The organism is Saccharothrix lopnurensis (assembly GCF_042658445.1).
Taxonomy (GTDB): domain Bacteria; phylum Actinomycetota; class Actinomycetes; order Mycobacteriales; family Pseudonocardiaceae; genus Actinosynnema; species Actinosynnema lopnurensis.
The window spans coordinates 1-23867 of record NZ_JBHSQO010000060.1 but is presented as its reverse complement, the minus strand read 5'-3'; the positions used below and the strand labels follow the sequence as shown (position 1 = coordinate 23867).

Annotated in this window: 22 protein-coding genes; 11 read left to right on the top strand and 11 right to left on the bottom strand. The window is 73.1% G+C overall.

What is annotated here, in order from left to right:
• The first annotated feature begins 153 nt into the window (after nt 1–153).
• The 5 genes from ACFP3R_RS33925 (at nt 154) to ACFP3R_RS33905 (ending at nt 5831) form a co-directional block, all read left to right on the top strand.
• The gene (locus ACFP3R_RS33925) at nt 154–972 is read left to right on the top strand and encodes a transporter substrate-binding domain-containing protein (RefSeq protein ID WP_380642404.1); all 819 of its coding nucleotides are present in this window, start codon (nt 154–156) and stop codon (nt 970–972) included.
• Between the two features lie 74 nt (nt 973–1046).
• Nucleotides 1047–1859 carry an amino acid ABC transporter permease gene (locus tag ACFP3R_RS33920; RefSeq protein ID WP_380642402.1) on the top strand — a complete coding sequence of 271 codons (813 nt, stop codon included), beginning with the start codon at nt 1047–1049 and terminating at the stop codon, nt 1857–1859.
• A gap of 4 nt (nt 1860–1863) precedes the next feature.
• Nucleotides 1864–2631, top strand: a complete 768-nt coding sequence (locus ACFP3R_RS33915) for an amino acid ABC transporter ATP-binding protein (protein ID WP_380642400.1) — start codon at nt 1864–1866, stop codon at nt 2629–2631.
• A gap of 39 nt (nt 2632–2670) precedes the next feature.
• Nucleotides 2671–4860, top strand: coding sequence for a translocation/assembly module TamB domain-containing protein (locus ACFP3R_RS33910; RefSeq protein ID WP_380642398.1), 2190 nt, complete (start codon nt 2671–2673; stop codon nt 4858–4860).
• A gap of 65 nt (nt 4861–4925) precedes the next feature.
• Nucleotides 4926–5831 (top strand): ROK family protein, encoded by a 906-nt coding sequence (locus tag ACFP3R_RS33905; RefSeq protein WP_380642396.1) that lies wholly within the window; start codon nt 4926–4928, stop codon nt 5829–5831.
• Between the two features lie 132 nt (nt 5832–5963).
• Here ACFP3R_RS33905 and mctP read toward each other — a convergent pair whose 3' ends face one another.
• From mctP to ACFP3R_RS33890, 3 genes are all read right to left on the bottom strand, one after another.
• Nucleotides 5964–7598 (bottom strand): monocarboxylate uptake permease MctP, encoded by a 1635-nt coding sequence (gene mctP, locus ACFP3R_RS33900; protein WP_380642394.1) that lies wholly within the window; start codon nt 7596–7598, stop codon nt 5964–5966.
• Between the two features lie 2 nt (nt 7599–7600).
• Nucleotides 7601–7867, bottom strand: coding sequence for a DUF3311 domain-containing protein (locus tag ACFP3R_RS33895; protein WP_380642392.1), 267 nt, complete (start codon nt 7865–7867; stop codon nt 7601–7603).
• 124 nt (nt 7868–7991) lie between these two features.
• Entirely contained in the window at nt 7992–8690 is a 699-nt protein-coding gene (locus ACFP3R_RS33890; RefSeq protein WP_380642390.1) for a GntR family transcriptional regulator, read from the bottom strand.
• A 348-nt stretch (nt 8691–9038) separates the two neighbouring features.
• Here ACFP3R_RS33890 and ACFP3R_RS33885 point away from each other — a divergent pair, with 348 nt between their 5' ends.
• Both ACFP3R_RS33885 and ACFP3R_RS33880 read left to right on the top strand, forming a co-directional pair.
• A complete protein-coding gene (locus tag ACFP3R_RS33885) occupies nt 9039–10298 on the top strand; it encodes a hypothetical protein (protein WP_380642388.1) in 1260 nt (419 codons plus the stop codon).
• Nucleotides 10299–10302: 4 nt separating this feature from the next.
• Nucleotides 10303–11133, top strand: coding sequence for a septum formation family protein (locus tag ACFP3R_RS33880; RefSeq protein ID WP_380642386.1), 831 nt, complete (start codon nt 10303–10305; stop codon nt 11131–11133).
• Nucleotides 11134–11216: 83 nt separating this feature from the next.
• Here ACFP3R_RS33880 and ACFP3R_RS33875 read toward each other — a convergent pair whose 3' ends face one another.
• The 6 genes from ACFP3R_RS33875 to ACFP3R_RS33850 form a co-directional block, all read right to left on the bottom strand.
• A complete protein-coding gene (locus tag ACFP3R_RS33875; protein ID WP_380642384.1) occupies nt 11217–11669 on the bottom strand; it encodes a hypothetical protein in 453 nt (150 codons plus the stop codon).
• A gap of 137 nt (nt 11670–11806) precedes the next feature.
• Nucleotides 11807–13618, bottom strand: a complete 1812-nt coding sequence (locus ACFP3R_RS33870; protein ID WP_380642382.1) for a phosphoenolpyruvate carboxykinase (GTP) — start codon at nt 13616–13618, stop codon at nt 11807–11809.
• A 601-nt stretch (nt 13619–14219) separates the two neighbouring features.
• On the bottom strand, nt 14220–14897 hold the full coding sequence (locus ACFP3R_RS33865) for a hypothetical protein (protein WP_380642381.1): 678 nt from the start codon (nt 14895–14897) through the stop codon (nt 14220–14222).
• Nucleotides 14898–15018: 121 nt separating this feature from the next.
• Entirely contained in the window at nt 15019–16836 is a 1818-nt protein-coding gene (locus ACFP3R_RS33860; protein WP_380642379.1) for a dynamin family protein, read from the bottom strand.
• The gene (gene grpE, locus ACFP3R_RS33855; protein WP_465270004.1) at nt 16833–17156 is read right to left on the bottom strand and encodes a nucleotide exchange factor GrpE; all 324 of its coding nucleotides are present in this window, start codon (nt 17154–17156) and stop codon (nt 16833–16835) included. Before grpE ends, ACFP3R_RS33860 begins: the two co-directional genes overlap by 4 nt.
• Nucleotides 17157–17212: 56 nt before the next feature.
• Nucleotides 17213–18730, bottom strand: a complete 1518-nt coding sequence (locus tag ACFP3R_RS33850) for a dynamin family protein (RefSeq protein WP_380642377.1) — start codon at nt 18728–18730, stop codon at nt 17213–17215.
• 86 nt (nt 18731–18816) lie between these two features.
• On the opposite strand from ACFP3R_RS33850, the gene ACFP3R_RS33845 reads away from it, so the two are divergent.
• The 3 genes from ACFP3R_RS33845 (at nt 18817) to ACFP3R_RS33835 (ending at nt 21324) form a co-directional block, all read left to right on the top strand.
• Nucleotides 18817–19374, top strand: a complete 558-nt coding sequence (locus ACFP3R_RS33845; protein ID WP_380642375.1) for a hypothetical protein — start codon at nt 18817–18819, stop codon at nt 19372–19374.
• 120 nt (nt 19375–19494) lie between these two features.
• Nucleotides 19495–20658, top strand: coding sequence for a sensor histidine kinase (locus ACFP3R_RS33840; RefSeq protein WP_380642448.1), 1164 nt, complete (start codon nt 19495–19497; stop codon nt 20656–20658).
• Nucleotides 20659–20667: 9 nt separating this feature from the next.
• Complete coding sequence (locus ACFP3R_RS33835) at nt 20668–21324, top strand: response regulator (RefSeq protein WP_380642373.1); 657 nt, start codon at nt 20668–20670, stop codon at nt 21322–21324.
• Nucleotides 21325–21346: 22 nt separating this feature from the next.
• On the opposite strand, the gene ACFP3R_RS33830 is transcribed toward ACFP3R_RS33835, so the two are convergent.
• Nucleotides 21347–22264, bottom strand: coding sequence for an SDR family oxidoreductase (locus ACFP3R_RS33830; protein ID WP_380642371.1), 918 nt, complete (start codon nt 22262–22264; stop codon nt 21347–21349).
• A complete protein-coding gene (locus tag ACFP3R_RS33825; RefSeq protein ID WP_380642369.1) occupies nt 22261–22830 on the bottom strand; it encodes a TetR/AcrR family transcriptional regulator in 570 nt (189 codons plus the stop codon). Before ACFP3R_RS33825 ends, ACFP3R_RS33830 begins: the two co-directional genes overlap by 4 nt.
• 49 nt (nt 22831–22879) lie before the next feature.
• On the opposite strand from ACFP3R_RS33825, the gene ACFP3R_RS33820 reads away from it, so the two are divergent.
• A complete protein-coding gene (locus ACFP3R_RS33820; protein ID WP_380642367.1) occupies nt 22880–23671 on the top strand; it encodes an HAD family hydrolase in 792 nt (263 codons plus the stop codon).
• Nucleotides 23672–23867: the final 196 nt, after the last annotated feature.

Below are 23867 nucleotides of genomic sequence, written 5' to 3'. Positions count from 1 at the left end.
AACCCAAACGGCCGCATATTTTGCGGCCCTTCGCCACCTGTGACACAGGAAAGCCGGTAACCGAAGCTCTGTAACACGTACGTGCTGTCCCCGGTGTCACCCAAGTGGCAGTATGCCGAACACTCTACCGACACAGTTACGAGGAGTGACGCCGTGGCCCGTCGTACCCGGCACGCCGCGCTTGCCCTGTTCCCCGTGCTCGCCCTCGCGGCGACGATGACGGCGTGCGCCACCAGAGTGGACACCGGCTCGCAGGGGGACGGCTCGACCATCGACCTGGTCCAGGACGGCAAGCTGATCACCTGCACCCACCTGTCCTACAAGCCGTTCCAGTACACCGAGGGCGACAAGACCGTCGGCTTCGACGTGGACCTGGTCGACCTGGTGGCCAAGGACCTGGGCGTCACGCAGGAGATCTTCGACACGCCGTTCGACAACATCACCTCGGGCTCGGTGTTCAGCACCAGCGACTGCGACCTCGCCGCCGCCGGCATGACCATCAACGAGGACCGCAAGAAGGCGATCGACTTCTCCGACCCGTACTTCGACGCCAGCCAGGTGCTGCTGGTCAAGAAGGACTCCGGCATCGCGGACCTGGCGGCCCTCAAGGGCAAGCGCCTGGGCGTCCAGCAGGACACCACGGGCGAGGAGTACGGGCGGGCCAACGCCGAGGCCAACGGCTACGAGGTCGTCGAGTACGAGGACCTGCCGCTGCTGACGACCGCGGTGCGGACCGGCGCGGTGGACGCGGCGATCAACGACAACGGCGTGATGCTCGACTACGCCAAGGAGTTCCCGGACACCGAGGTGACCGCCGAGTTCGCCACCGACGAGCAGTACGGCATCGGCATGAAGAAGGGCAACACCGCCCTCCAGACCAAGGTCAACGACGTGCTGAAGAAGGCCGAGGAGAGCGGCGAGTACGACCGCATCTACGAGAAGTGGTTCGGCAAGAAGCCGGAGTCGAAGTAACCGGCTGACCCCGGGGCCGGTGCCGTCGGGCACCGGCCCCTCTCGTTGTCCCCGCTTCCCGGAGGAGATCCCTCATGGCCATGTCCAAGCGGCGGAGGTCGACGCTCTCCCGCCGCGCGCAGTACGTCCTGTTGCTCGTGGTGGCGCTCCTGCTGGCGTTCATCGCCGACTGGGGCGAGCTGCGCCGGTCGTTCTTCGACGTCGACACCGCCCGGGAGATGTTCCCGGGCATCCTGACGGTGGCGTTCAAGAACACGCTGCTCTACACGGCGTTCGGCTTCGCCATCGCCCTGGCGCTGGGCCTGGTGCTGGCCCTGATGAAGCTGTCCTCGGTGGCGCCCTACCGCTGGCTCGCCACCATCTACATCGAGTTCTTCCGCGGGGTGCCCGCGCTGCTGGTGTTCATCGCGATCGACACCGCGGTGCCGCTGGCGTTCGGCATCGCCTTCGACACCGCGTCCAAGGCGGGCGTGGCGCTGGGCCTCGCGGGCGGCGCCTACATCGCCGAGACGATCCGCGCGGGCATCCAGGCCGTGCCCAAGGGGCAGATCGAGGCGGCCAGGTCGCTCGGCATGTCCCCGTTCCGGACCACGGTCACCGTGGTGATCCCGCAGGCGTTCCGCATCGTCCTGCCGCCGCTGACCAACGAGCTGATCCTGCTCACCAAGGACTCCTCGCTGATCAGCGTGGTGGGTCTGACCAGGGCCGAGTACGAGCTGACGAAGTTCGGCCGCGAGACGCTGAGCCAGAACCCGACGCTGACGCCCATCCTGGTCGCGGGCCTGTGCTACCTGATCATCACCCTGCCGCTGGGCCACCTGTCGCGGCGCCTGGAGCGCCGCACGGGCGGCAAGAAGATCAAGACACCCGCATCGACGGAGGTGTGAGGAAGTGAGCTCCGAGATCGCGGTGGAGATCACCGGGCTGAAGAAGTCCTTCGGCCCGCTGGAGGTGCTCAAGGGCATCGACGTGCGGGTCGAGCGCGGTGAGGTGGTGTGCGTCATCGGGCCGTCCGGCTCGGGCAAGTCCACCCTGCTGCGCTGCGTGAACCTGCTGGAGGAGCCCACCGCGGGCAAGATCGTGGTGGACGGGGTCGAGCTGACCGACCCGGACGCGGACATCGACGCCGCCCGCACCCGCATCGGCATGGTGTTCCAGGGCTTCAACCTGTTCTCGCACCTCAGCGTGCTGAACAACCTGACCGTGGCGCAGCGCAAGGTGCTCAAGCGGGACGCCAAGCAGGCCGAGGAGATCGCGCTGCGCAACCTCGCGCGCGTCGGGCTGTCGGAGAAGGTCAACGCCATGCCGGCGCAGCTGTCCGGCGGCCAGCAGCAGCGCGTGGCGATCGCGCGGGCGCTGTCGATGGACCCGGACGTGATGCTGTTCGACGAGCCGACCTCGGCGCTCGACCCCGAACTGGTCGGCGACGTGCTCGGCGTGATGCGGCAGCTCGCGGACGAGGGCATGACCATGCTCGTGGTGACGCACGAGATGCAGTTCGCCCGCGAGGTGGCCGACCGGGTGCTGTTCATGGACGGCGGGTACCTGGTCGAGGAGGGCCCGGCCGAGCAGGTCATCGGGGCGCCGCGGCACGAGCGGACCCAATCGTTCCTGGCCCGCGTGCTCAACCCGACCCACCAGGGACCGACCGCTCCCTGACCTTGCGCGGGCACCCGCGCAACCCCCATTGTCGATCACATGGGCGAGGGGGCGCGGCTGGACGTGTTCGACCCCGACCCGCCGCGCTCCTCCCGCCTGTCGGCGGCCGAGGTGCTGCGCGGGGTCGGGGAGCAGGAGGGTGCGTGGCGGCTGCCGCGCCGGCGGGCGGGGATGCCGCCGGTGGTGCGGGTGGCCGACCGGTACCTGACCGGGCAGCTGGACCTGCGGGCGGTGGAGTTCCCGTACCTGCTGGAGTTCGTGCGGTGCCGGTTCGAGGCCCCGCCGGACCTGCGGCAGGGCAAGCTCGCGGGCATCGGGTTCGAGGGCTGTTGGCTGCCCGGCCTGATGGGGCGCAACCTGTCCTGCGCGAACGAGGTCTCGCTGGCCGGCAGCACCGTCGAGGGCCTGGTGGACCTGGTGGACGCGGACGTCGCCGGGTCGCTGTCGCTGCGGGACGCGGTGCTGCGCGCGGCGGGCGGCGCCGCGCCGGACGGCATCGCGTTCCACGCCGACCGGCTGAAGCTCGCGGGCGGGCTGCTGGCGCAGCGCGTGCGGGTCTCGGGCGAGCTGCGCCTGGCGGGCGGGCGCGTCGGCGGGTACTGCAACCTCAGCGGCGGGGAGCTGGACAACCCGCTGGGGCACTCCGTCAACGGCACCGGGCTGCACGTGGGCGGGAACCTGCTGATGGCCGACTGCCGGTTCCGCGGCACCGTGCTGCTCGCGGGCGCCCGGGTGTCCTCGGCGCTGACGCTGCGCGGGGCGGTGGCGACCGACGGCCGGGCCGACGACGACGCGCTCGACCCGCACTCCGACCCCAACGCCACCCTGGTGTTCGACCGCCTCGCCGTGGACGGTGACGTGCAGCTCGACCGGGGGTTCAGCAGCACGGGGACGGTGCGGATGGTCAACGCCGCGCTCGGCGGCACGCTGTCGCTGTCCGGCGGGGTGTTCGACGCGGGCGGCCCGGAGGCGGACGACCCGACCGGCTACGGGCGGGCGCTGCGGACCGACGTCGCCGAACCCACCGGGTACGGGCGCGCGCTGCACCTGGACGGCGCGCAGGTCGGCGGGGACATCATCGGGCGGCAGGCGCGGGTGCGCGGCCAGCTGCGGATGGTGGACCTCCAGGCCAAGGGCAGCCTGGTCCTGGACGGGTCCACCCTGGACAACCCCCGGGCCGACGCGGTGCTGGGCAACCGGTCGCGCGTCGGCAGCAACCTGAACGCGCGCCAGGTCGAGGTCACCGGCGGGCTGGAGCTGCGCGGCGTCCACGTCGGCGCCAACCTCGACCTGCGCGGCAGCCGCCTCACCCGGCCCGGCCGGTACCGGCACCAGCCCGCCGGGAAGCCGTCCCTGGACGTCGGCGGGGCGGTGATCGGGCGCGACCTGATCTGCGCGCGCGGCGAGAAGGAGTTCGTGGCCCACGGCGGGGTGCGGGCGCGGCGGGCGCAGGTCGGGCGGATGGCGACGTTCGCCGGGGCGGTGCTCGGCGACAAGCTCGACGCGCACGCGCTGAACGTGCTGGGGATGCAGGTGCAGGAGCTGGTGGTCACGCCGATCACCCCGCCGCGCGGCGACGTGACGCTGCGGCAGGTGCGCTGCACGTCGCTGGACGACAACGAGAACTTCTGGGGCGCGACCGGGCGGATCGACCTGGAGGAGTTCCGGTACGACTCGCTGCGGCGCCCCATCGACCTGCGCGACGACCAGGAGGTGGCCCGGCGGCTGCGGTGGCTGAGCCAGGCCATGCGGCGCACGTACCGGCCGGGGCCCTACGACCAGTTCGCGGAGATGCTGAGGGCGAGCGGCAACGACGAGCACGCGTCGGCGGTGCTGGTGGAGAAGCAGCGGCTGAGGTACCGGGCGGTGGCCGAGGGTCGCGGCTGGCGGCGGCCGCTCGTGCTGGTGTGGAGCTGGGCGCAGCGGGCGATGGTGGGGTACGGGTACCGGCCGGCGCGGGCGGTCGGGTGGCTGGTGGTGGCGTGGCTGCTGGGCAGCGCGTGGTTCGCGGCGGGGCCGCCGCTGGACGAGATCAACGAGCAGGACCACCTGCCGTGGAACCCGTGGCTGTTCACCATCGACCTGGTGGTGCCGATCGTGGACTTCGGGAACAAGAACCGGTGGCAGACGCCGGGGGCGTCGCAGTGGATCGCGTCGGGGCTGATCGTGCTCGGGTGGGTGCTGGCGACCACGGTGGCGGCCGGCCTGACGCGGGTGCTGAAGCGGTGAGCCGGGATCGGGTGGGCGTCGGGCGTCCGCCGGGGGCGGGCGCGGCGTGACCTAGGCTGATCCGCGTGACGGACCTGGTGCTGGCCCTGGACGTCGGCGGCACCAAGATCGCCGGCGCGCTCGTCGACCGGAGCGGCGCGGTGCTGCGCGCGGCGCGCGTGGGCACCCCGCGCGCGAGCGCCGAGCGGACGTGGGCCGCCGTGGTGGACGTGGTCGAGCAGGTGCTGCGCGGCGAGGGCGTGGCGGGCGTCGGCATCGCCTGCGCGGGGCCGGTGGACGCGGCGGCCGGGACGGTCGGGCCGATCAACGTCCCGGCGTGGCGCGGCTTCCCGCTGCGCGACCGCGTCGCCGACCTGCTGCCCGGCGTGCCGGTGGAGCTGGCGGGCGACGGGCCGTGCATGGCGCTGGGCGAGCACTGGCTCGGCGCGGGCCGGGGCAGCCGGTTCATGGTCGGGCTGGTGGTGAGCACCGGGGTCGGCGGCGGGCTGGTGCTGGACGGGCGGGTGTTCGGCGGGCGCACCGGGAACGCCGGGCACCTCGGGCACGTGGTGGTCGAGCCGGGCGGCGAGCCCTGCGCGTGCGGTGGGCGCGGGTGCGCGGAGACGGTCGCCGGCGGGCCCCGGGTGGTGGACTGGGCGCGGCGGCAGGGCTGGTTGGCGCCCGACGACGCGGACGCGGCGCTGCTCGCGGCGGCGGCCGGGGCCGGTGAGGAGATCCCCCGGGCCGCGTTCGAGCGGGCCGGGCGGGCGGTGGGGCTGGCGATCGCGGCCACGGCCGCGGTGGTGGACCTCGACCTGGCGGTGGTCGGCGGCGGGGTGGCGCGGGCCGGGGAGCTGCTGCTCGACCCGGTCCGGCGCACCGTCGCCGAGCACTGTGGACTGTCCTACCTGGACGGGTTCCGGGTGGAGCGGGCCGAGCTGGACGAGCGGGCCGGGCTGGTCGGGGCGGCCGCGCTCGTCCTGGGGGCCTGAAAACGCGCCCGACCCCGGCGCGGGAGCGCCGGGGTCGGGAGGCGGGACCGGGGACCGGGGGTCGGGGGTCGGGACCGGGATCGGACCGGGGACCGGACCCGGACCAGGCCGGCGATCGGACCCGGGACCGGGTCAGTGCGCGGCCACGGGCTTCACGCGGTCGCTGTCCTCGTCCACGTGGTAGTCCTCGCCGGCGGTCTCGTCCGTGCCGTTGAACAGCCGGGCCTTCCGCGCGATCAGCGTGACCACGACGGCGACCAGCAGGTTCGCCACGACCGCCACCGCGCCGACGTAGATCTGCACCGTCGACCCGCCGAACGGGTGCCAGCCGAACAGCGACAGCTTGCCCAGCGGCAGCGCCGACCCGGCGAAGTGCGCCTTGCCTACCGCCGGGTTGCCGATGTTGTAGAGCAGCCACATGCCGTAGCCCATGCCGGCGACCCAGCCGGCGATGAGGCCCCACAGGTGGAACCACCGCGTGTACAGCGCGATCGCCACCGCGGGCAGCGTCTGGAGGATCATCACGCCGCCGATGAGCTGGAGGTCGATGGAGAACTGCGGGTCGATGAACACGATGAACGCGACCGCGCCGAACTTCACCACCAGCGACGCCAGCTTGGCCTGCTTGGCCTCCTGCGCGGGCGTCGCGTCCTTCTTCAGGTACTCCTTGTAGATGTTGCGCGTCCACAGGTTCGCCGCCGCGATGGACATGATCGCGGCGGGCACCAGGGCGCCGATGGCGATCGCCGCGAAGGCGACGCCCGCGAACCAGTCCGGGAACTCCATGTCGAACAGCACCGGCACGATGGTGTTCGTGTCGGGGCGGCCGGTGGCCTGGTTGGTGATGGGCTTGACGCCGGCGCTGATCGCGACGAAGCCGAGCAGCGCGAGCAGGCCCAGCAGCAGCGAGTACGCGGGCAGCGCGACCATGTTCCGCTTGATCACGTTGCGCCCGCGCGAGGCCAGGATGCCGGTCAGCGAGTGCGGGTAGAGGAACAGCGCCAGCGCCGAGCCCAGCGCGAGGGTCGCGTACTGGAGCTGGTTGTTGGCGTTGAGCAGGACGCCGTCGCTCGGGTTGGGCGACGCGTCGAACTTGGCCTGCGCGCTGTCGACGATCGCGCCCCACCCGCCGAACTTGCCGGGCAGGTAGATCACCGCGACCAGGATGACGATGTAGATCAGGGTGTCCTTGACGAACGCGATCAGCGCGGGTGCCCGGAGCCCGGACTGGTAGGTGTAGAGCGCGAGGATCACGAACGCGATGAACAGCGGCAGGTGGCCGAGGAGGCCGGAGCCGTTGAGGCCCATCGTGCGCAGCACGGCCTCCAGGCCGACGAGCTGGAGCGCGATGTAGGGCATGGTCGCGACGATGCCGGTGATCGCGATGATCAGCGCCAGCCAGTGCGAGCCGTACCGGCCGCGGACGAAGTCGGCGGGCGTCACGTAGCCGTGCACGCGGGACACCGACCACATGCGCACCAGCGGCAGGAACACGATCGGGTACAGCACGACCGTGTAAGGCAGGGCGAAGAAGCCCGTGGCGCCGGCGCCGAAGACCAGCGCGGGCACGGCCACGAACGTGTAAGCGGTGTAGAGGTCACCGCCCACCAGGAACCAGGTGATCCAGGAACCGAACTTCCGCCCGCCGAGGCCCCACTCGTCGAGGTGGTCCAGCGTGCTGCCGGCCTGCCACCTCGCCGCGACGAAACCGAGCACGGTGACCAACAGGAACAGGGCGGTGAAGACCGCCAACTCGACCCACTGCACCTCTACTTCGCCCCCTCGTCCAGGTCGTCCACGCCGAGCAGGTCGGGCTTGCCCTCGACCACCGGTTCGTCCTTGGTCTTCAGGTAGACCAGGCCGACGCAGAGGACACCGACCGGGACCCAGGCGAACTGGTACCAGTAGAAGAACGGCAACCCCAGCAGCCGCGGCTCGTCGGAGTTGAACCACGGTGTGACGAGCATGAGCAGCGGGATGAGCAGCAGCAGGTTCCAGTTGCTCCAGCGGAGGCTGGATTTTCGAGCAGACGGCATGTGCGCCCTCCGTACGGCCCTGGTGACACGGTGTCGCGCGATGCTAGGCCGGGAGGGGGAGCGCAGTCACCATGTCGAGTGGGTTACCTACGGGTGACGTAGCTGGATCGTGACCATGCCCCCGTCAGCTGTCGCGCAATCCGGTCGCCAGGTGCTCCTCGGCGCGGTCGAGGTAACGGAGCATGGCCCGTTCCGCCTCCGGGACTTGACCGGCGTCGAGGTGCGCCAGCATCTCCTCGTTGAGGGTCAGGTAGTCCTCGTAGAACACGCGCGAGTCGCCCATGACCACGAACGCGAGGCGCAGCTCGGCCAGCAGCCGGCGCATCTCCTCGTCGAGGCGGGAGCTGCCGGCGAGGGCGGTGACGGCCTGGTGGAACCGGACGTTCGCGGTGCCGACGCCGGACCAGTCGTCGCGCTCGCGCCGGCCGACGCCCAGGGCGACGGAGTCGCGGACGGCCTGCCGGGCGGCCTCGGGGGCGCGGTCCCAGTGGCGGACGGCGCCGGTCTCGATGACGCGGCGGGCGGCGTAGAGGTCGCGGATGTCGGCCACCTCGGGGACGCGCACGAACACGCCCCTGCTGTACTCGTGCACGAGCAGGCGCTCGTGGGTGAGCAGGCGGAACGCCTCGCGCAGCGTGTTGCGGGAGACCCGGAGGGCCTCGCCGAGCGCCTTCTCGTTGAGCTGCCTGCCGGGCTTGATGTGGCCGGCGAGGACGCTGTCGCGCAGCTTGTCCGCGACCCGCTCGGCGGTGGTGGACCGGTCGAGGTCGGCGCGTTCCTTGGCCAGGTTGCTGAGCCAGTCGTCGGACTCGACGGTCGTCATGGCGGTCGAGTCTACTCGTTGAACAACTCCCTCCTCGGACGAATCACATGAAGTATTGCGGGATTGTTGAACAATTCTCACCTTGGTGGAGCGACGAGAGCGGTGGGTCTCGCGCGGGCCGTGCGCGAGGCGCCGACCGGGGTCGGGGTGCCGCTGGAGCCGTTCGCGGGCGGGGTGGACCGGGTGAGCGCGTAACCGGTCGGTCGTGACCGGCCGGGCGCCCGAACCCCGGGTGCCGCCGAACCCCGGGTGCCGCCGAACCCGGGGTGCCGCCGAACCCGGGGTGCCCGAATTTCCAGGGCTGATCGGGGGTTCCTCCCCGCGCCGCCGGTCGAGAGCATCGAGGGGGTGATCAGAGAACTCCGCACCGCGCTCCCGCTGGCCCTCGGCCTCTCCCTGCTCGCCGCGGTCCTCGCGCCCACCGCCCACGCGCAGTCCGCCCCGTGCCTCGACCCGAACGCGCCCACCACGGTGGAGGAGCAGCGCCTGGACGACCGGCTCACCCCCGAGGGCCCCGCGGTCGGCCCCGAGCTGACCCGGCTCGGCGGCTTCGACGACGACGTCGCCCTCTTCACCACCCGGCTCTGCGCGACCACCACCCGCGCCGCCGCGCGGCAGCTCGCCGACGGCGCCGGCACGAACCTGTGGCGGGCCGCCGTGCAGCGGGCCCGGACGCCGCAGACCTGGGACGCCTACGACGACCGGCCCCTGTACTGGGCCCGCCTCCAGGCCACCCGGGCGCTCCGGCAGTGGCAGCCGCCCTTCACCCTCACCACCACCGAGCGCGCCGAGCTGGTCGACCGGTTCGACCGGGCGTCGCGCGGCATCACCGACGCCCGGTTCGGCGCCGGGGTCCGGCGGGTCGCGGTGACCGGGTTCGACCCGTTCCAGCTGTTCGGCACGTCCGTGCGGCGCAGCAACCCGTCCGGCGCGGCGGCGCTCCGGCTGGACGGCCTGGTCGTGGACACCCCGCGGGGCCGGGTGGTGCTCCAGGCCGCCGTGCTGCCGGTGCTCTGGGGGTCGTTCGACCAGGGGATCGTGGAGCGGTTCTTCGGCACCGCGGCGGACCAGGCGCCGCACGCGTTCGTGACGGTCAGCCAGGGACGGCCCGGCCGGTTCGACGTGGAGCGGTGGGCCGCCCGCTGGCGCGGCGGGTTCCAGGACAACAACGACGTCGGCGAGTTCGGCCCGGTGCCGGACGCCGCCGGGTGGCCGCAGCCCGCGCACGAGTTCATCGAGACGACGCTGCCGGTCGACCGGCTCGTCAACGCGGGCACCGCGCCGTACCCGGTGCTGTTCAACCGCTCGTTCTGCGAGTGGCGGCCCGGTTCCCCGCCCGGCACGGGTCCGGTGGACTGCCGCGAGGACGAGCCGACGCCGGGCGCGGCGGCGGCGTCGGGCGGTGGCGGCGACTACCTGTCCAACGAGTCGGTGTACCGGGCGAACCGGCTGCGCCTCGGCCTCGGCGCGACCACCGTCGCGGGCGGTCACCTGCACACGCCCGAGCTGGGGCAGCCGGTCGACCCGACCGCGCTGACCGACGCGGCGTTCGAGCGGGAGCGCCGGGCCATCGCCGATCAGGTGGTCGCCCTGGTGTCAGTAACCTGACCGGGTGAGGAGACGGCGGGCGGCGGTCGTGGCGGTGGCCGTGCTGTCGCTCGCCGCCTGCACCGCCCGGGTCGGGGGCACGCCGGACGCCGAGGTGGTCCGCCCCTCGCTCACCCCCTCGCCGCGGGAGCTGCCGCGGGCGGGCGGGTGCACCGACACCGGCGTGGAGGTGCTCGACTGCGCCGCGCCGCACGAGGCCGAGGTCACCGAGGTCGGGCAGCTGCCGGAGCTGGGCACGGCCTACCCGGAGGAGCGCGACCTGCGCCGCGCCGCCGTCCCGGCGTGCCGGACCGCGCTGACGGCCTACGTCGGCAGCGCCGACCACGACGCCACCCGGCTCCAGGCGCGGGCGTTCTGGCCGAGCCGCGACGGCTGGGCGCGCGGCGACCGCTGGCTGGTGTGCGCGGTGGTCGAGGTCGCGCCGGACGGCACGCGGGTGCGGCGCACCGGCACCGTCCGGGGCGTCCTGGCGGCGGCCGGCTTCAGCACCCTCCAGCTGTGCGCGACCGGCTCGCCGGGCGTGGACGAGGACGCCGGGCTCACCGGCTGCGACCAGGCGCACCGCGCCGAGGCCGTGCCCGGGGTGCTGGCCGTCGGCGGCCCCCGGGACCCCGCGCCGTCACTCGACCAGGTCAGGCAGAAGGCGGCCGACCACTGCTCACGGGCCGTGACCGCCTACGTGGGCGCGCCGCGCGACGACGTGTTCGCCTCGTGGCGCTCGTTCGGCAGCCTCGCCTGGTCCGAGGGCTACACCTCGGTCATCTGCTTCGCCGAGGCGACGCGCCCGTTCACCGGTCGCCTGTGGGGCCTCGGGCGCAACCCCCTGCCCACCTGACCGGGCCGGCCGAGTTGTCCACAGGCCGGGTTGTGCACACCACCCACAGGCTGTGCACAGCTCTGTCCACAACCTGTGGACAACTATCGCCGGCGAAACGCGGCCGCGACGAGCAGGACCCCCGCGAAGATCGACGCTCCGCTGTCGAAGACGCCCCTGAGCACCGGCAAAAGGGTGACGAGCCCGAGTTCGTACACCACCGAACAGGTGATTGCGGTGATCCCCGCGGTCAGGGGAGCGGCTGGGGACAGCTTCCCCGCGCACACCAGACCCACCAGCAGACCCGCGAGCCCCAGCGCCACCAGACCGCGCGCCCGCACCTCGTCCAGCTGGTCCATCCCGTAGCCCCACGCGAACGCCGCGAACCCCGCGGCCACCGCCCCGAGCAGAGCCCCACCGAGGTGCCACCCCAGCACTACCCGCTCCCGCCCCGGTTCAACCGGGTAGTAGCGCACGATGCCCGGATCGGGTCCGGGGCGTGCCTCTCGCGGCCCGTCGAAGTGCAGGCCGCCGAGGAAGTCCTCCCGCTGCGTCACCCTTCCTTGGTACGCCAGCGCCTCCCCGAACGAGCCGGAAATCACCCGCGGTGACGAAAAAAGGGACCCGGTGGGCGCCGTTGGCCACCGGGTCCCTTGAACCGCGGGAACGTTCGCCGCGGTGGTTCGGGGGAGGATCAGCCGAGCCGGAGCTTCAGCGCCTCCAGCTCGTCGCGCAGCGAGGTCGGCACCTTCTCACCGATCTTGGCGAACCACTCCTCGATCATCGGGATCTCGGCCCGCCACTCGTCGGCGTCGAACTCCAGCGCCGCCTCGACGTCGCCGGGCGCCGCGTCCAGGCCCGCCAGGTCGAGCGCCTCGGCCGTCGGCACGTGGCCGATCGGCGTCTCCACGGCGGCGGCCCTGCCCTCGATCCGCTCGACGGCCCACTTCAGCACGCGCGAGTTCTCGCCGAAGCCCGGCCACAGGAACCGCTTGTCCTCACCGCGGCGGAACCAGTTGACGTAGAAGATCTTCGGCAGCTTGTCCGCGTCGGCCGACTTGCCGGTGTCGATCCAGTGCTGGAAGTAGTCGCCCGCGTGGTAGCCGATGAACGGCAGCATCGCCATCGGGTCGCGGCGCACCACGCCGACCTTGCCGGCGGCCGCCGCGGTCGTCTCGCTGGACAGCGTGGCGCCCATGAACACGCCGTGCTGCCAGTCGCGGGACTCGGTGATCAGCGGGATCGTGGTGGCGCGCCGGCCGCCGAAGAAGATCGCCGAGATCGGCACGCCCTTCGGGTCGTCCCACTCGGGGGCCTTGATGTCGCACTGCTCGATCGGCGTGCAGTAGCGCGAGTTCGGGTGCGAGGACAGCTCCTCGCCGCCCGGCGTCCAGTCCTGCTTCTTCCACGAGGTCAGGTGCGCGGGCGGCTCGCCCATGCCCTCCCACCACACGTCGCCGTCGTCGGTCAGCGCGACGTTGGTGAACAGCGAGTTCCCCTTCTCGATGGTGCGCATCGCGTTGGGGTTGGTGTGGTAGTCGGTGCCGGGCGCGACGCCGAAGAAGCCGTTCTCCGGGTTCACCGCGTACAGCCGGCCGTCCTCGCCGAACCGCATCCAGGCGATGTCGTCGCCCAGGGTCTCGACCTTCCAGCCGGGGATGGTCGGCTCCAGCATGGCCAGGTTGGTCTTGCCGCAGGCGCTGGGGAACGCGGCCGCGACGTAGTAGGTCTTCCGCTCCGGCGAGGTGAGCTTGAGGATCAGCATGTGCTCGGCCAGCCAGCCCTCGTCGCGCGCCATCACCGAGGCGATGCGCAGCGAGTAGCACTTCTTGCCCAGCAGCGCGTTGCCGCCGTAGCCCGAGCCGTAGGACCAGATCATCCGCTCTTCGGGGAACTGGGTGATGTACTTCGTCTCGTTGCACGGCCACGGCACGTCGTCCTGGCCCGGCTCCAGCGGCGCGCCGATCGAGTGCAGCGCCTGCACGAAGTCGGCGTCGTGGCCAAATCGGTTCAGCGCCTTCGTGCCCATGCGGGTCATGATGTGCATCGAGACGACGACGTACTCGGAGTCGGTGATCTCCACGCCCAGCATCGGCTTCTCCGCGTCGAGCGGGCCCATGCAGAACGGGATCACGTACATCGTGCGACCGCGCATCGAGCCCCGGTAGAGCTCGGTCATGACCCCCTTCATCTCGGCGGGGTCCATCCAGTTGTTCGTCGGGCCCGCGTCCTGCGGGTCCACCGAGCAGATGAACGTGCGCTCCTCGACGCGGGCCACGTCGGTCGGGTCGCTGGCCGCCCAGAAGGAGTTGGGCTTCTTCTTCAGCGGGACGAAGGTGCCCGCGTCCACGAGCTCGGCAGTGAGGCGGTCCCACTCGTCCTGGGAACCGTCCGCCCACACGACCTGGTCGGGGCAGGTGAGCTCGGCGACCTCGTGCACCCAGGACAGCAGGCGCGGGTGGTCGGTGGGTGCCTGGTCGAGACCGGGAATGGTCACTGCCGTCATCTCGTCTCGTCTCCTAGCCGATCGCCAGCCCACGGTGGACGTCGATGTCCGGGTGGGACGTCCTCGGGAATGGCTCCGCCCGCCCGGTGGAGGGCGTGCCGTTTAAGGGATAGACGGAGGTTAGCCGGGTTAATCACCGGTAACGCACATCTGACCTGTCGGCTGGCTCACAAAACCGATCCTGTAATCGATTCAGCACCCGATCACCTTAAAAAGCTCATGTGACCTGGGCTTTAGTTGACGTAATGCAAGGGCGCGGTGGTGCGTCGATCGACACAGGGCCGAGGTGACGACCAGGTTACGCCTGGTACCGCTCCCGGTTCAGGTACGCGAATTTTCCTCGATGTCGACTTGACGAAATGCCCGGATTTCTCGACCGTTCCAGAAATGTGGGCGGGGACGGTTCCGGGGCGGTGCGGCGGGTGTTCGATCAAGTCGGCTCCGACCTGGGGTGACGGGTCGTCGCGCGCACGCCGAGAACCCCCTGCGCGCGGCCGGACGAGGGCTGCGGGCAGGGGGTTCGGTGACGCGCGCTACCGGGCTCGGGGAGTCGGGCTCCGCCGCCGCCGGGCCGTGGTGGGGACCGCGGTGCGGCCGCCGCTCAGTTCGGGCTGATCCACTGCCCGGTCACGGAGTCGATGCGCACCACGCCCGACACCGTCACCCGTCCGTCCCCGCCCCACAACCCGTCGCTGTCGGGCGAGTACTTGCCGTCCTCGCCGATGCGGCCGTGCTCGACCTCGGTCCACTCGTCCTCACCGGTGTGCCGCGTGACGGTGACCTCGCCGTCCCGGGTGATCTCGGTGGCCAGGTCCGCCCGGCCGTCACCGTCGGAGTCGGTGAACAGCCAGGTGTCACCCTCCTCGTCGGTGACCACGGCGGTGTCGGCGCGGCCGTCGCCGTCGGTGTCCTCGGTGGCCGGGCCGATGTCCTGGTCCGCGCCGTCCACCACGTCCACCACGATCGACCGGCCGTCGTTGGTGTTGGTGCGCTGGTCGCGGTCGTCGGCCGGGTCCACGGCCACCCAGTCGCCGGAGTCCTCGTCGAACTCGGCCTGGGCGGTGACCTCGCCCTCGGCGTCGAAGCTGGTCATCAGGTCGGCTTCGCCGTCGCCGTCGGTGTCGGTGAACGCCAGGTGGCCACCCTCGTCGGTCTCGACCACGGCGCTCTCCTCGACCCCGTCCTGGTCGAGGTCGTAGTTGGCCTCGGCGGTGTACTCCTCGTCGCCGACCGTGACCTTCAGCTCGCCGTCGGTCGTGCCCGTCTCGTCGATGTACACCGTGTCCACCCTCCCGTTCGCGTGTGCCCGGTACGACTCACGTTATGCCGGTTCGGTTCCGCCCGGAAGCTCCCGGCGCGCAGCGCGGGCACCCGGTCACGCGCGGTCGCGCACCGCACCGTCACGCGCGGTCGCGCACCGCCCTGATCCGCGCCAGCAGCTCGTCGACCTTGGCGCGCCCCGCGGTCAGCTCGGCCAGCCGCCTGGTCACCGCCTGCAACGCCCGGGTCCGCTCGCCCGCGCTCATCCGCAGCGCCCTGTCGACCTCGCGCAGCTCGGCCTCGATCGCGTCGACCCGCCGGCCCAGCGCGTCGTCCAGCGCCAGCGACAGCTGCTGCTCCGCCTCGATCAGCTGCTCGGCCACCAGCTGGTCCACGGTGGACCGCGCGTCGGCGATGGCGTCGGACAGCCACTGCTTGAGGTGCTGCTTGTCGGCCGAGTGCTTGCGCGTGCGCGCCATCCACCAGCCCGCGCCCAGGCCCAGCACGATCGTCACCGGCAGCACCACCGGGTTCAGCGCCGCCACGCCCAGTCCGGCCAGCGGCAGCGTCGCCAGCCTGCCCGCGCCCAGCCCGCCGGACACGCCCATGAACACCAGCAGCTTGTCCTCGGCGGTCGGCACGCGCTTCTCCGGCGGGCGCAGCACCACGGGCGGGGTCGCGCCGCGCGCGAACTGGCCCCGGATCACGGCCAGCTCCTCGGGCGAGAACAGGTCCGCCAGCGCCGCGTCCGCCACCCGCGCCAGCCGCGCGCCCAGCCCCGCGCTGATCCGCCCGGACACCAGCTGGAGCGCCGCGTCCACCTGCTGCGGCAGCAGCGCCAGCCGCTCCCGCGAGGCCGAGTCGATGGCCGTGCGGAACCACGTCTGCACGTCCCGGACCTGCCGGCTCACCTCGTGCGCGCCCTCCACGCGGGCCCGCTGCACCTCGCCGCGCAACCGCACCTGCCAGCTGCGCGTGGACGAGCGGCGCTGCGAGTTCAGCTCGTCGCGCCGGGCGCGCAGCGCCTCCGCCTCCTCCTCGCCGGAGGACAGGGCCCGCTTGTCGGCCTCGGTGCGGGCGACCAGCTCGTCCAGCACGGTGGCCAGCGCGCGCAGCCCGTTGGCCTCGCCGAGCATCGCCGCCCGCCCGACCACCAGCTCCTGCAACGCCTCCTGCAACGCGCCGACGCCCGAGCGCTCCCGCAGCATCGCCGCCGCGTCCGGGTTCGGCGCGTTCGCGGCCAGCTCGAACACCCGCGAGGACACCGGGTGGAACCGCGCGTCGCGGAACCTCGGGGCGTGCTCGGCCAGCAGCGCCCGGTCCGCCTCCAGCACCTGCTGCCAGCCCCGGTACTGGTCGACCTTGGCCAGCGCGAACACCACGGTCTCCACGCGCTCCCCGAGCGCGCGCAGGAAGTCCAGCTCGCCCCGGGTGAACGGGGCCGAGGCGTCGACCACGAAGAGCAGCGCGGTCGCGTCGGCGGCGGCCTCGGCGGCCAGCTCGCCGTGCGCGGCGTCCAGGCCGCCGACGCCGGGGGTGTCGACCACGGACAGCCGCTCCAGCAGCGGGATCGGGGCCTCCACCTCGACGTACCGGGGCGGCAGCATCCCCTCGGGCAGGTCGTGCGCGGCGGACGCCCAGCGCGGCAGCTCGGCCCGGTCGAACGGCACCGGCGACATCGACCCGGCGTAGCAGGCGCGCGCCGCCCACTCCGGGCCGTGCCGGAACACCAGGTACGCCGCGGTCGCCACCTCCGCGTCGACCGGGGACAGGCCCGGCGTCGCCAGCAGGGCGTTGACCAGGGAGCTCTTGCCGCGGTTGGTCTCGCCGACGACCACCACCGAGGCGGGCCCGCCGCGGCGGGTCTCCACGAACGACGCGGCGGCGGGGTCCAGCGAGCGGACCAGGGTCGTCAGCTTCTCCCTGGTCTGCCGGACGGTCTGCGGGAGGCCGGTCATCGGGTCGTGTACACGGTGACGACGGGCGCGCGCAGCGTGCGACCCCGGTCGACGAAGCCGACCACCTCGGTCTCCGCGACCACGCCGGCCAGCGACGCGTCGTCCGTGGGCAGGGTGCCGCCCGCCTCGTGCCGCGCGGGGTCGAAGCGCTCGCCGTCGGGGCGCAGCGCCGTCACGCCGATCCCGGCCAGGCCCTCCTCGATCCGCTCGACGATGCCGGAGCTGCGGGCCCGGTCCAGCGCGTACAGGCAGAGCTGCACCAACGCGCGCCGCTCGGCCAACGCCTGGTCCAGCAGCTCATCGGCGATGGTGCTGTTCACACCGGCTTCGGACGCCGCCGCCCCCGGTTCCGTTCCGCCGCCCGGTACCGATCCCGTCACCGCCGCCCCCGCAGTTGTTGCCAGATCAGGAAGTACGCCCGGTGCACCACGTGCGCCACGCGGCTCTGCGCGGGCGTGGCGCCGAACGAGGCGAAGGACCGCCACCAGCCGGCCCGCTCCAGCGCGTGCGCGATCAGCTCCCGCGGCGGCCGGCCGGGCAGGCCCAGCTGCTCGGCCACGTCCGGGGAGCTGCCGAACCGCAGCACCTCCTCCAGCAGGTCGTCGGGCATCGCCACGGCGCCGGAGGACACCAGCGTCAACGCCTCCAGCAGCCGCAGCTGGTGCGCCTCGGGCTTGGCCAGCAGCACCTCGATGGCGTTGTGCACGCGCTGCCGCTCGTTCGGGTCGCCGGACGCGGCGGCCAGCGCGGTCACCGACGCCAGCGCGGCGGCGGCCTTGATGCCGTCGGCGCGCGAGCGGAACACCGCGTTCAGCTTGGCGCGCACCCCGTCCAGGCCGGAGGCGTCGAGCAGCCGGCGCCGCAGCGCGCCCGCGGTGATGCCCGGCTCCGCGTCCAGGACCTCCAGGGCCTTGCGGACGCCGTAGAGGTCCAGCTTCTCCAGCAGGCGGGTGCGGACGCCGACCGGGACGGCGCACTCCCAGGAGGTGAACAGGTCCGCCGAGATCAGCATGGTCTCGCGGGTGGCGGCGTCCAGCCCGGCGAGCCCGCGCAGCGCGTCCGCGTCGGCCGAGGTGAAGCCGCCGGTCTCGGTGGACTCGGCGACCAGGCCGATCACCGGCAGCACGTCCGCGACCCGGGGCTTGAGGGTGAGCGCCTGGCGCTCGGCGAGCAGCACGGCCGCCCGCCACGTGTCGCCGGCCGAGCCCGACACGGTCTCCGCGGCGATCGTGTCGGCCTTGTTGAGCACGGCGATCGCGTTCACCGGGCCCGCCTCGCGGCCCGCGGTGGCGGCGGTGAACGCGGCCAGCGCCTGCTGGTCGTCGGCGCGCACGCCCTGCGTGACCACGTACAGCACGGCCTCCGCGCCCGCGACCGCGTTGCGCGACACCGGGTCGAGCTCGCCGCCGAGCAGCGCCTCGGTCCGGGCCACCGAGGCGGCGTCCAGGGAGCCCAGGCCGGGGGTGTCGATCACGGTGAGGTCCCGCAGTACCGCGTTGGTCAGGTACGCCTCCACGTGCGAGACGCGGTCGACGTCCACGCCCAGGTCGCGCGGGATCGACCCGTCCGGCCCGAACGGCAGCACCTGCTTGCGGCCGTCGGTGAACACCACCTCGACGCGGTCCACGGTGCCGTACTGGAAGCGGGTGACCAGGCGCGTGCACTCGCCCACGTCGGTCGGCGCGACCCGGCGGCCGATGAGCGCGTTGACCAGCGTCGACTTGCCCGACTTGATCCGGCCGGCCACCGCGACCTGGAGCGGGGCCGACAGCCGGCGCAGCACCTCGCCGAAGCCGGCGGCCGTGGCCGGTGAGACCTGCGGTCGCAACCCGGCGCACAGGTTCGCCACGGCCGCCGAGAGCGGTCCGGCGAGCGGCTGGGCCTGGGTCGTCACGCCCGAATCGTGCCACGCGCGGGTGAAGTCCAGTTTGTGCGCGGCGGTTCGGGGGTATTTCCGCCAGCGACGAGGGAGGTCACGTCATGGAACAGGGTTACGCTGCGTTCCTGCTGCTCGGCGTGGTGCTGGTGCTCATCGACGGCCAGCTCATCTACCGCAGCGGCAAGGGTTACATGAACCGCGCGTACGGCGACCCGGAGGCGGCCAGGTCGATGACCCGCCTCGCGACCGTGCTCTTTCACCTGGTGGTGCTGGGCCTGCTGGCGCTGGTGTCGATGATCACGGTGAGCACCGGCGACCCGGTCAAGGACGTCGTGGCGAGGCTGGGCATCATGCTGCTGGTGCTCGCGGCGGTGCACGCGGTGACCATGGTCATCCTGGGCCGCATCCGCGACCGGCAGATCCAGCAGCAGCTCGCGGACGAGATGGCCGAGGACCACCGGCAGTTCGAACAGCAGCAGCAGCAGCAGCAGCGCGTGCCGGCGCAGACCCGGGTGGAGCCGCTGGCCCACCCGACCACCACCTCGCCGGCGGCCACCGCGCCGACGGCGCCCCCCGCGGCGCCGCAGCCGCGGGTGGAGCAGCCCTCGCCGACCGCCGAGCAGCAGGTCGACCCGACGCAGGTCAGGACGATCCGCTAGGGGTGGTCGCCACCCGGTCGGGAACTCCGACCGGAGGACTAGTCCGGGTCAACCCGTGGCGCGACGCGCGACGGGGCCCCGGCTGCCTAACCTGGTCGCGTGCGGCGGCTGAGCCTGTGGATGCGAGCGCACCCGGCGTTCGGGGACTCCCTGATCGCCGGGTTGCTGTTCGTCATGGACCTGGGCACCATGGTCGCCGCCTCGGACTTCATGTCGCCGGGCACGATGCTCCTGGTCGGCCTGCTCATGGTGGTGCCGGTCGTGTTCCGCCGGCGGCACCCGCTGGGGTCGGCCTACGTCATCCTGGCCGGCGGCGCGCTCCAGCTGGTCACCCACGGCGACCTGGACACCGGCGTGCCGGTGCGGGCCTCGGACTTCGCGCTGGCCGTGGCGCTCTACACGGTCGTGGCCTACGCGGGGCGGCGGCAGGGCCTGCTGTACGCGGTCTGGTTGGCGCTCGGTTCGCTCATCTGGGCGTTCTGGCGGGTCAACGCGGGCCCCGAGGTCGTGTTCGTGCTGTTCGTCGTCGCGGTCGTGTTCGGGTTCAGCTGGGCGCTGGGCGAGTTCGTCGGCGCGCGGCGGGCCTACCACTCGGAGCTGGAGCAGCGGCTGCGGCTGCTGGAGACCGAACGCGACCAGCAGGCCCGGATCGCGGTCGGCGAGGAGCGGTCCCGGATCGCCCGCGAGCTGCACGACGTGGTGGCGCACGCGGTGAGCGTGATGGTGGTGCAGGCCGACGGCGCGGGCTACGCGATCCGCGGCAACCCCGAGCTGGCCGAGGCGGCGGTGCGGACCATCGCCGACACCGGGCGGCAGGCGCTGACCGAGCTGCGGCGGCTGCTGGGCGTGCTGCGGTCGGAGGACGGGTCGGGCACGCAGTGGGTGCCGCAGCCGGGCGCGAACGACCTGGAGGAGCTGGCCGAGAACTGCCGGGCGGCCGGGCTGCCGGTGCGCCTGGAGGTCGCGGACGACCTGGGCGCGCTGCCCGCGGGCCTCGGGCTGGGCCTGTACCGGATCGTGCAGGAGGCGCTGACCAACACGCTCAAGCACGCCGGGTCCGGCGCGTCGGCGGTGGTCCGCGTGACCCGGACGGGCGACCAGCTGGCCGTGGAGGTGGCCGACGACGGGTTCGGCACGCCCCACGACCTGGTCGCGGTGTCCGGGGGGAACGGTCTGATCGGGATGCGCGAGCGCGCCGGCGTGCTGGGCGGCACGCTGGACGCGGGCCCCAACCCCGGCGGCGGGTGGCGGGTCCGGGCCGTGCTCCCCCTGGCGCCGTCATAGGGTGGTCCGGTGATCCGGGTACTGCTCGTCGACGACCAGGAGCTCATGCGGATGGGCTTCCGGATGGTGCTCGGCGCCCAAGACGACATCGAGGTGGTGGGCGAGGCGGGCGACGGCCTGGACGCCGTGCACCTCGCGGCCTCGCTCCAGCCCGACGTGGTGCTGATGGACGTCCGGATGCCCGTGCTCGACGGGGTCGAGGCGACCAAGCGGATCGTGGAGGCGGGCACCGCGAAGGTGCTCGTGATGACCACGTTCGACCTGGACGAGTACGCGCTGTCGGCGCTGCGCAACGGGGCGTCCGGGTTCCTGCTCAAGGACACCCCGCCGGGTGACCTGCTGTCGGCGCTGCGCGCGGTGGCCAGCGGGGACGCGGTGGTCTCGCCGTCGGTGACCAAGCGGCTGCTGAGCCGGTTCCTCGGCGAGGGCGGTGGCGAGCTGCGGGACGCGTCGGTGCTGGAGGCGCTGACCGAGCGCGAGCGCGAGGTGCTGGTGCTGATCGCCAAGGGCCTGTCGAACACCGAGATCGCGCGGAAGCTGTTCCTGTCCGAGGCGACGGTGAAGACGCACGTGGGGCGCATCCTGGCGAAGCTGGAGCTGCGGGACCGCGTGCAGGCCGTGGTGCTGGCGTACGAGACGGGGCTGGTCCGGCCCGGCGACGTGTGAGGCCGCCGGGCCGGGCACCCGGTCAGCGGTACTTCGCGGCGTCCACCGAGGTCGGGTCGACGCCCGCCTTGAAGACCTCCTCGTACCAGCGGCCCCAGTCCGGCCGCGAGCCGTCCAGGTCGGTGAAGCCGTACTCGCGCATGAGGGTCCACGACGCGAGCGCCCTGCCGTTGTGGCGGTGCCGGTCCGGGTCGGCCGCGAGCGCGGCGATGCCGCGGCCCACGTAGCGCGGCGACTCCGCCATCGCGTAGTGCGGGTCCTGGGCGATCGCGTCGCGCCAGTTCTCCTCGGTGACGCCGAAGTGCTCCAGCATCTGCTCCGACCGCAGGAAGCCCGGCGTGACCGCGACCGACGTGCAGCCGTGCGGCTCCAGCTCCTTGGCCATCACGGTGCCGAAGCGGCGGATCGCCACCTTCACCGAGTCGTAGGCCAGGGACCCCGGGTAGAACTCGTCGCTGTCGCCGTCGGTGACCTCGACCAGCAGGCCGCCCGGCCGGCGGACCAGCAGCGGCAGCAGGCGGTGCAGGGTGACCAGGTGGGCCTGCACGCTGTTGCGCCACAGCCGCAGCTGCTTGTCCAGGTCCTGCTCCCAGAACACGCGGAACTCGGTGTCCGCCTCACCGCCCCACACGTCGTCCACCAGGACGTCCAGCCGCCCGTCGCCCTCGGCCTCGACCCGGGCGCGGAACGCGTCCACGTCCTCGGGCACGGTGAAGTCGCAGCGCACCGCGATGCCGCGCCCGCCGGCCGCCGTGACCAGCTCGGCCGTCTCCTCGATCGTCTCGTCGCGATCGATCGGCGACCTGCGCTCCCGCGTCGACCGGCCGCCGACGAACACCGTCGCGCCCGCCGCGCCCAGCTCGACCGCGATCGCCCGGCCCGCGCCGCGCGTCGCCCCCGTCACCGCGGCGACCTTCCCTTTCAGCTCCACTGCCGTCATCTCCCCTTCCACGCGTCCAGCACCGCGTCCACGTCTTCCCGCAGCCGGTCCGCCAGCGCGCCGCGCGGCCGGACCGACCAGTCCATCGACACCCCGTAGAGCAGGCCCGTGAGCACCCTGGCGGCGCGTTCCGGGGACGGCGCGCGCGGCAGGTCGACCCGGCGGGTCAGCTCCAGCACGGTCCGCCCGGTCGCCTCGTACAGGTCGGCGAGCAGCGCCCGCAGCTCCGGGTCGATCAGGTCCACCCCGAGCTGCGCCAGGTGGTTCTGCGCCTCGTTCGGGTCGCTCATGCCCTCGAACCAGGTCAGCAGCGCGGCGCGCAGGCCCTCGACCGGGTCCGGCACGTCGGCCGCGGCGCGCATCCGGGCCACCTGCTCGGCGCTGGTGCGCCGGGTCAGCGCCTGGAGCAGGCCGCTCTTGGAGCCGAAGCGCTGCGCCACCGTGCCCACCGAGACCTCGGCCGCCGCGGCGACGTCGGCGAGCGTGAAGCCGGGTCCCCGGCGGCCGATGACCTGCGCGGTCGCGGCGAGCAGGCGCTCGTCCGTGATCGTCCTGGGTCGGGGCACGGGGTTATTGAACCATGGTTCAATAATGGCTCGCGCCTAGGGTGTGGCGATGACCTGGAGACCCCGCCTCATCGCCCTGGACATCGACGGCACGATCACCCCGGTGGGGCGCGAGGACGTGGCCCCCGCGGTGCGCGCGGCGATCCGGCGGGCCGTCGACCACGGCGCCCACGTGGTGCTCTCCACCGGCCGCAGCCTCGTCGGCGCCCGGCCCGTGGCCGAGGACCTGGGCCTGGTCGGCACGGCGATCTGCTCGAACGGCGCGGTGTGGTGGGACGCGGCGGCGCGGGCGGTGGTGCGGAAGTTGGCGTTCGACCCGGGGCCGTCGGTGGAGCGGTTGCGGGCGCTGCTGCCGGGCGCGGTGTTCGCGGCCGAGCTCACCGGGGTGGGGAACCTGTCGTTCGGGCGGTTCCCGGACGGCGACCTGTGGGGCGAGGTGCGGGAGGTCCCGTTCGCGGAGCTGGTGGCCGAGCCGACGTCGCGGCTGGTCGTGCGGTGGGTGGGGCGGACGCCGGAGGAGCTGCGGCTGCGGCTGGTGGACGTGGAGCTGCCGGGGGTGACCAGCTCGGTGGACCACACCGAGCCGTGGCTGACGCTGACGCCGCCCGGGGTGACCAAGGGCGCGGCGCTGGAGGAGCTGCGGGCCGCGCTGGGGGTGCCGGCCGCGGACACCCTGGCCATCGGGGACGGCGACAACGACGTGGCGATGCTGCGGTGGGCGGCCCACGGCGTGGCGATGGGGCAGGCGCCGGTGGCCGTGCGGGAGGCGGCGGACGCGGTGACGACGACCGTGCTGGAGGACGGCGCGGCGGCGGTGCTGGACCGGTACTTCGCGGCTTGAGCGGGTCCCGGGGGCGGACCACGGGGGCGAACTACGGGGGCGGACCCTTGCCGAACCCCGGCCGGCCCTACCGACCCCCGGCTGCCCTGCCGACCCCCGGCTGCCCTGCCGACCCCCGGCTGCCCTGCCGACCCCCGCCTGCCCTGCCGACCCCCGCCTGCCCTGCCGACCCCCGCCTGCCCTGCCGACCCCCGCC

What these genes read in the sequence shown, in the direction of transcription:
- ACFP3R_RS33920 (WP_380642402.1), top strand. Translation starts at nt 1,047, where the DNA reads ATGGCCATGTCCAAGCGGCGGAGGTCGACGCTCTCCCGCCGCGCGCAG.
- ACFP3R_RS33910 (WP_380642398.1), top strand. Translation starts at nt 2,671, where the DNA reads ATGGGCGAGGGGGCGCGGCTGGACGTGTTCGACCCCGACCCGCCGCGC.
- ACFP3R_RS33895 (WP_380642392.1), bottom strand. Translation starts at nt 7,867, where the DNA reads ATGCCGTCTGCTCGAAAATCCAGCCTCCGCTGGAGCAACTGGAACCTG.
- ACFP3R_RS33890 (WP_380642390.1), bottom strand. Translation starts at nt 8,690, where the DNA reads ATGACGACCGTCGAGTCCGACGACTGGCTCAGCAACCTGGCCAAGGAA.
- ACFP3R_RS33870 (WP_380642382.1), bottom strand. Translation starts at nt 13,618, where the DNA reads ATGACGGCAGTGACCATTCCCGGTCTCGACCAGGCACCCACCGACCAC.
- ACFP3R_RS33860 (WP_380642379.1), bottom strand. Translation starts at nt 16,836, where the DNA reads ATGACCGGCCTCCCGCAGACCGTCCGGCAGACCAGGGAGAAGCTGACG.
- ACFP3R_RS33845 (WP_380642375.1), top strand. Translation starts at nt 18,817, where the DNA reads ATGGAACAGGGTTACGCTGCGTTCCTGCTGCTCGGCGTGGTGCTGGTG.
- ACFP3R_RS33840 (WP_380642448.1), top strand. Translation starts at nt 19,495, where the DNA reads ATGCGAGCGCACCCGGCGTTCGGGGACTCCCTGATCGCCGGGTTGCTG.
- ACFP3R_RS33830 (WP_380642371.1), bottom strand. Translation starts at nt 22,264, where the DNA reads ATGACGGCAGTGGAGCTGAAAGGGAAGGTCGCCGCGGTGACGGGGGCG.
- ACFP3R_RS33820 (WP_380642367.1), top strand. Translation starts at nt 22,880, where the DNA reads ATGACCTGGAGACCCCGCCTCATCGCCCTGGACATCGACGGCACGATC.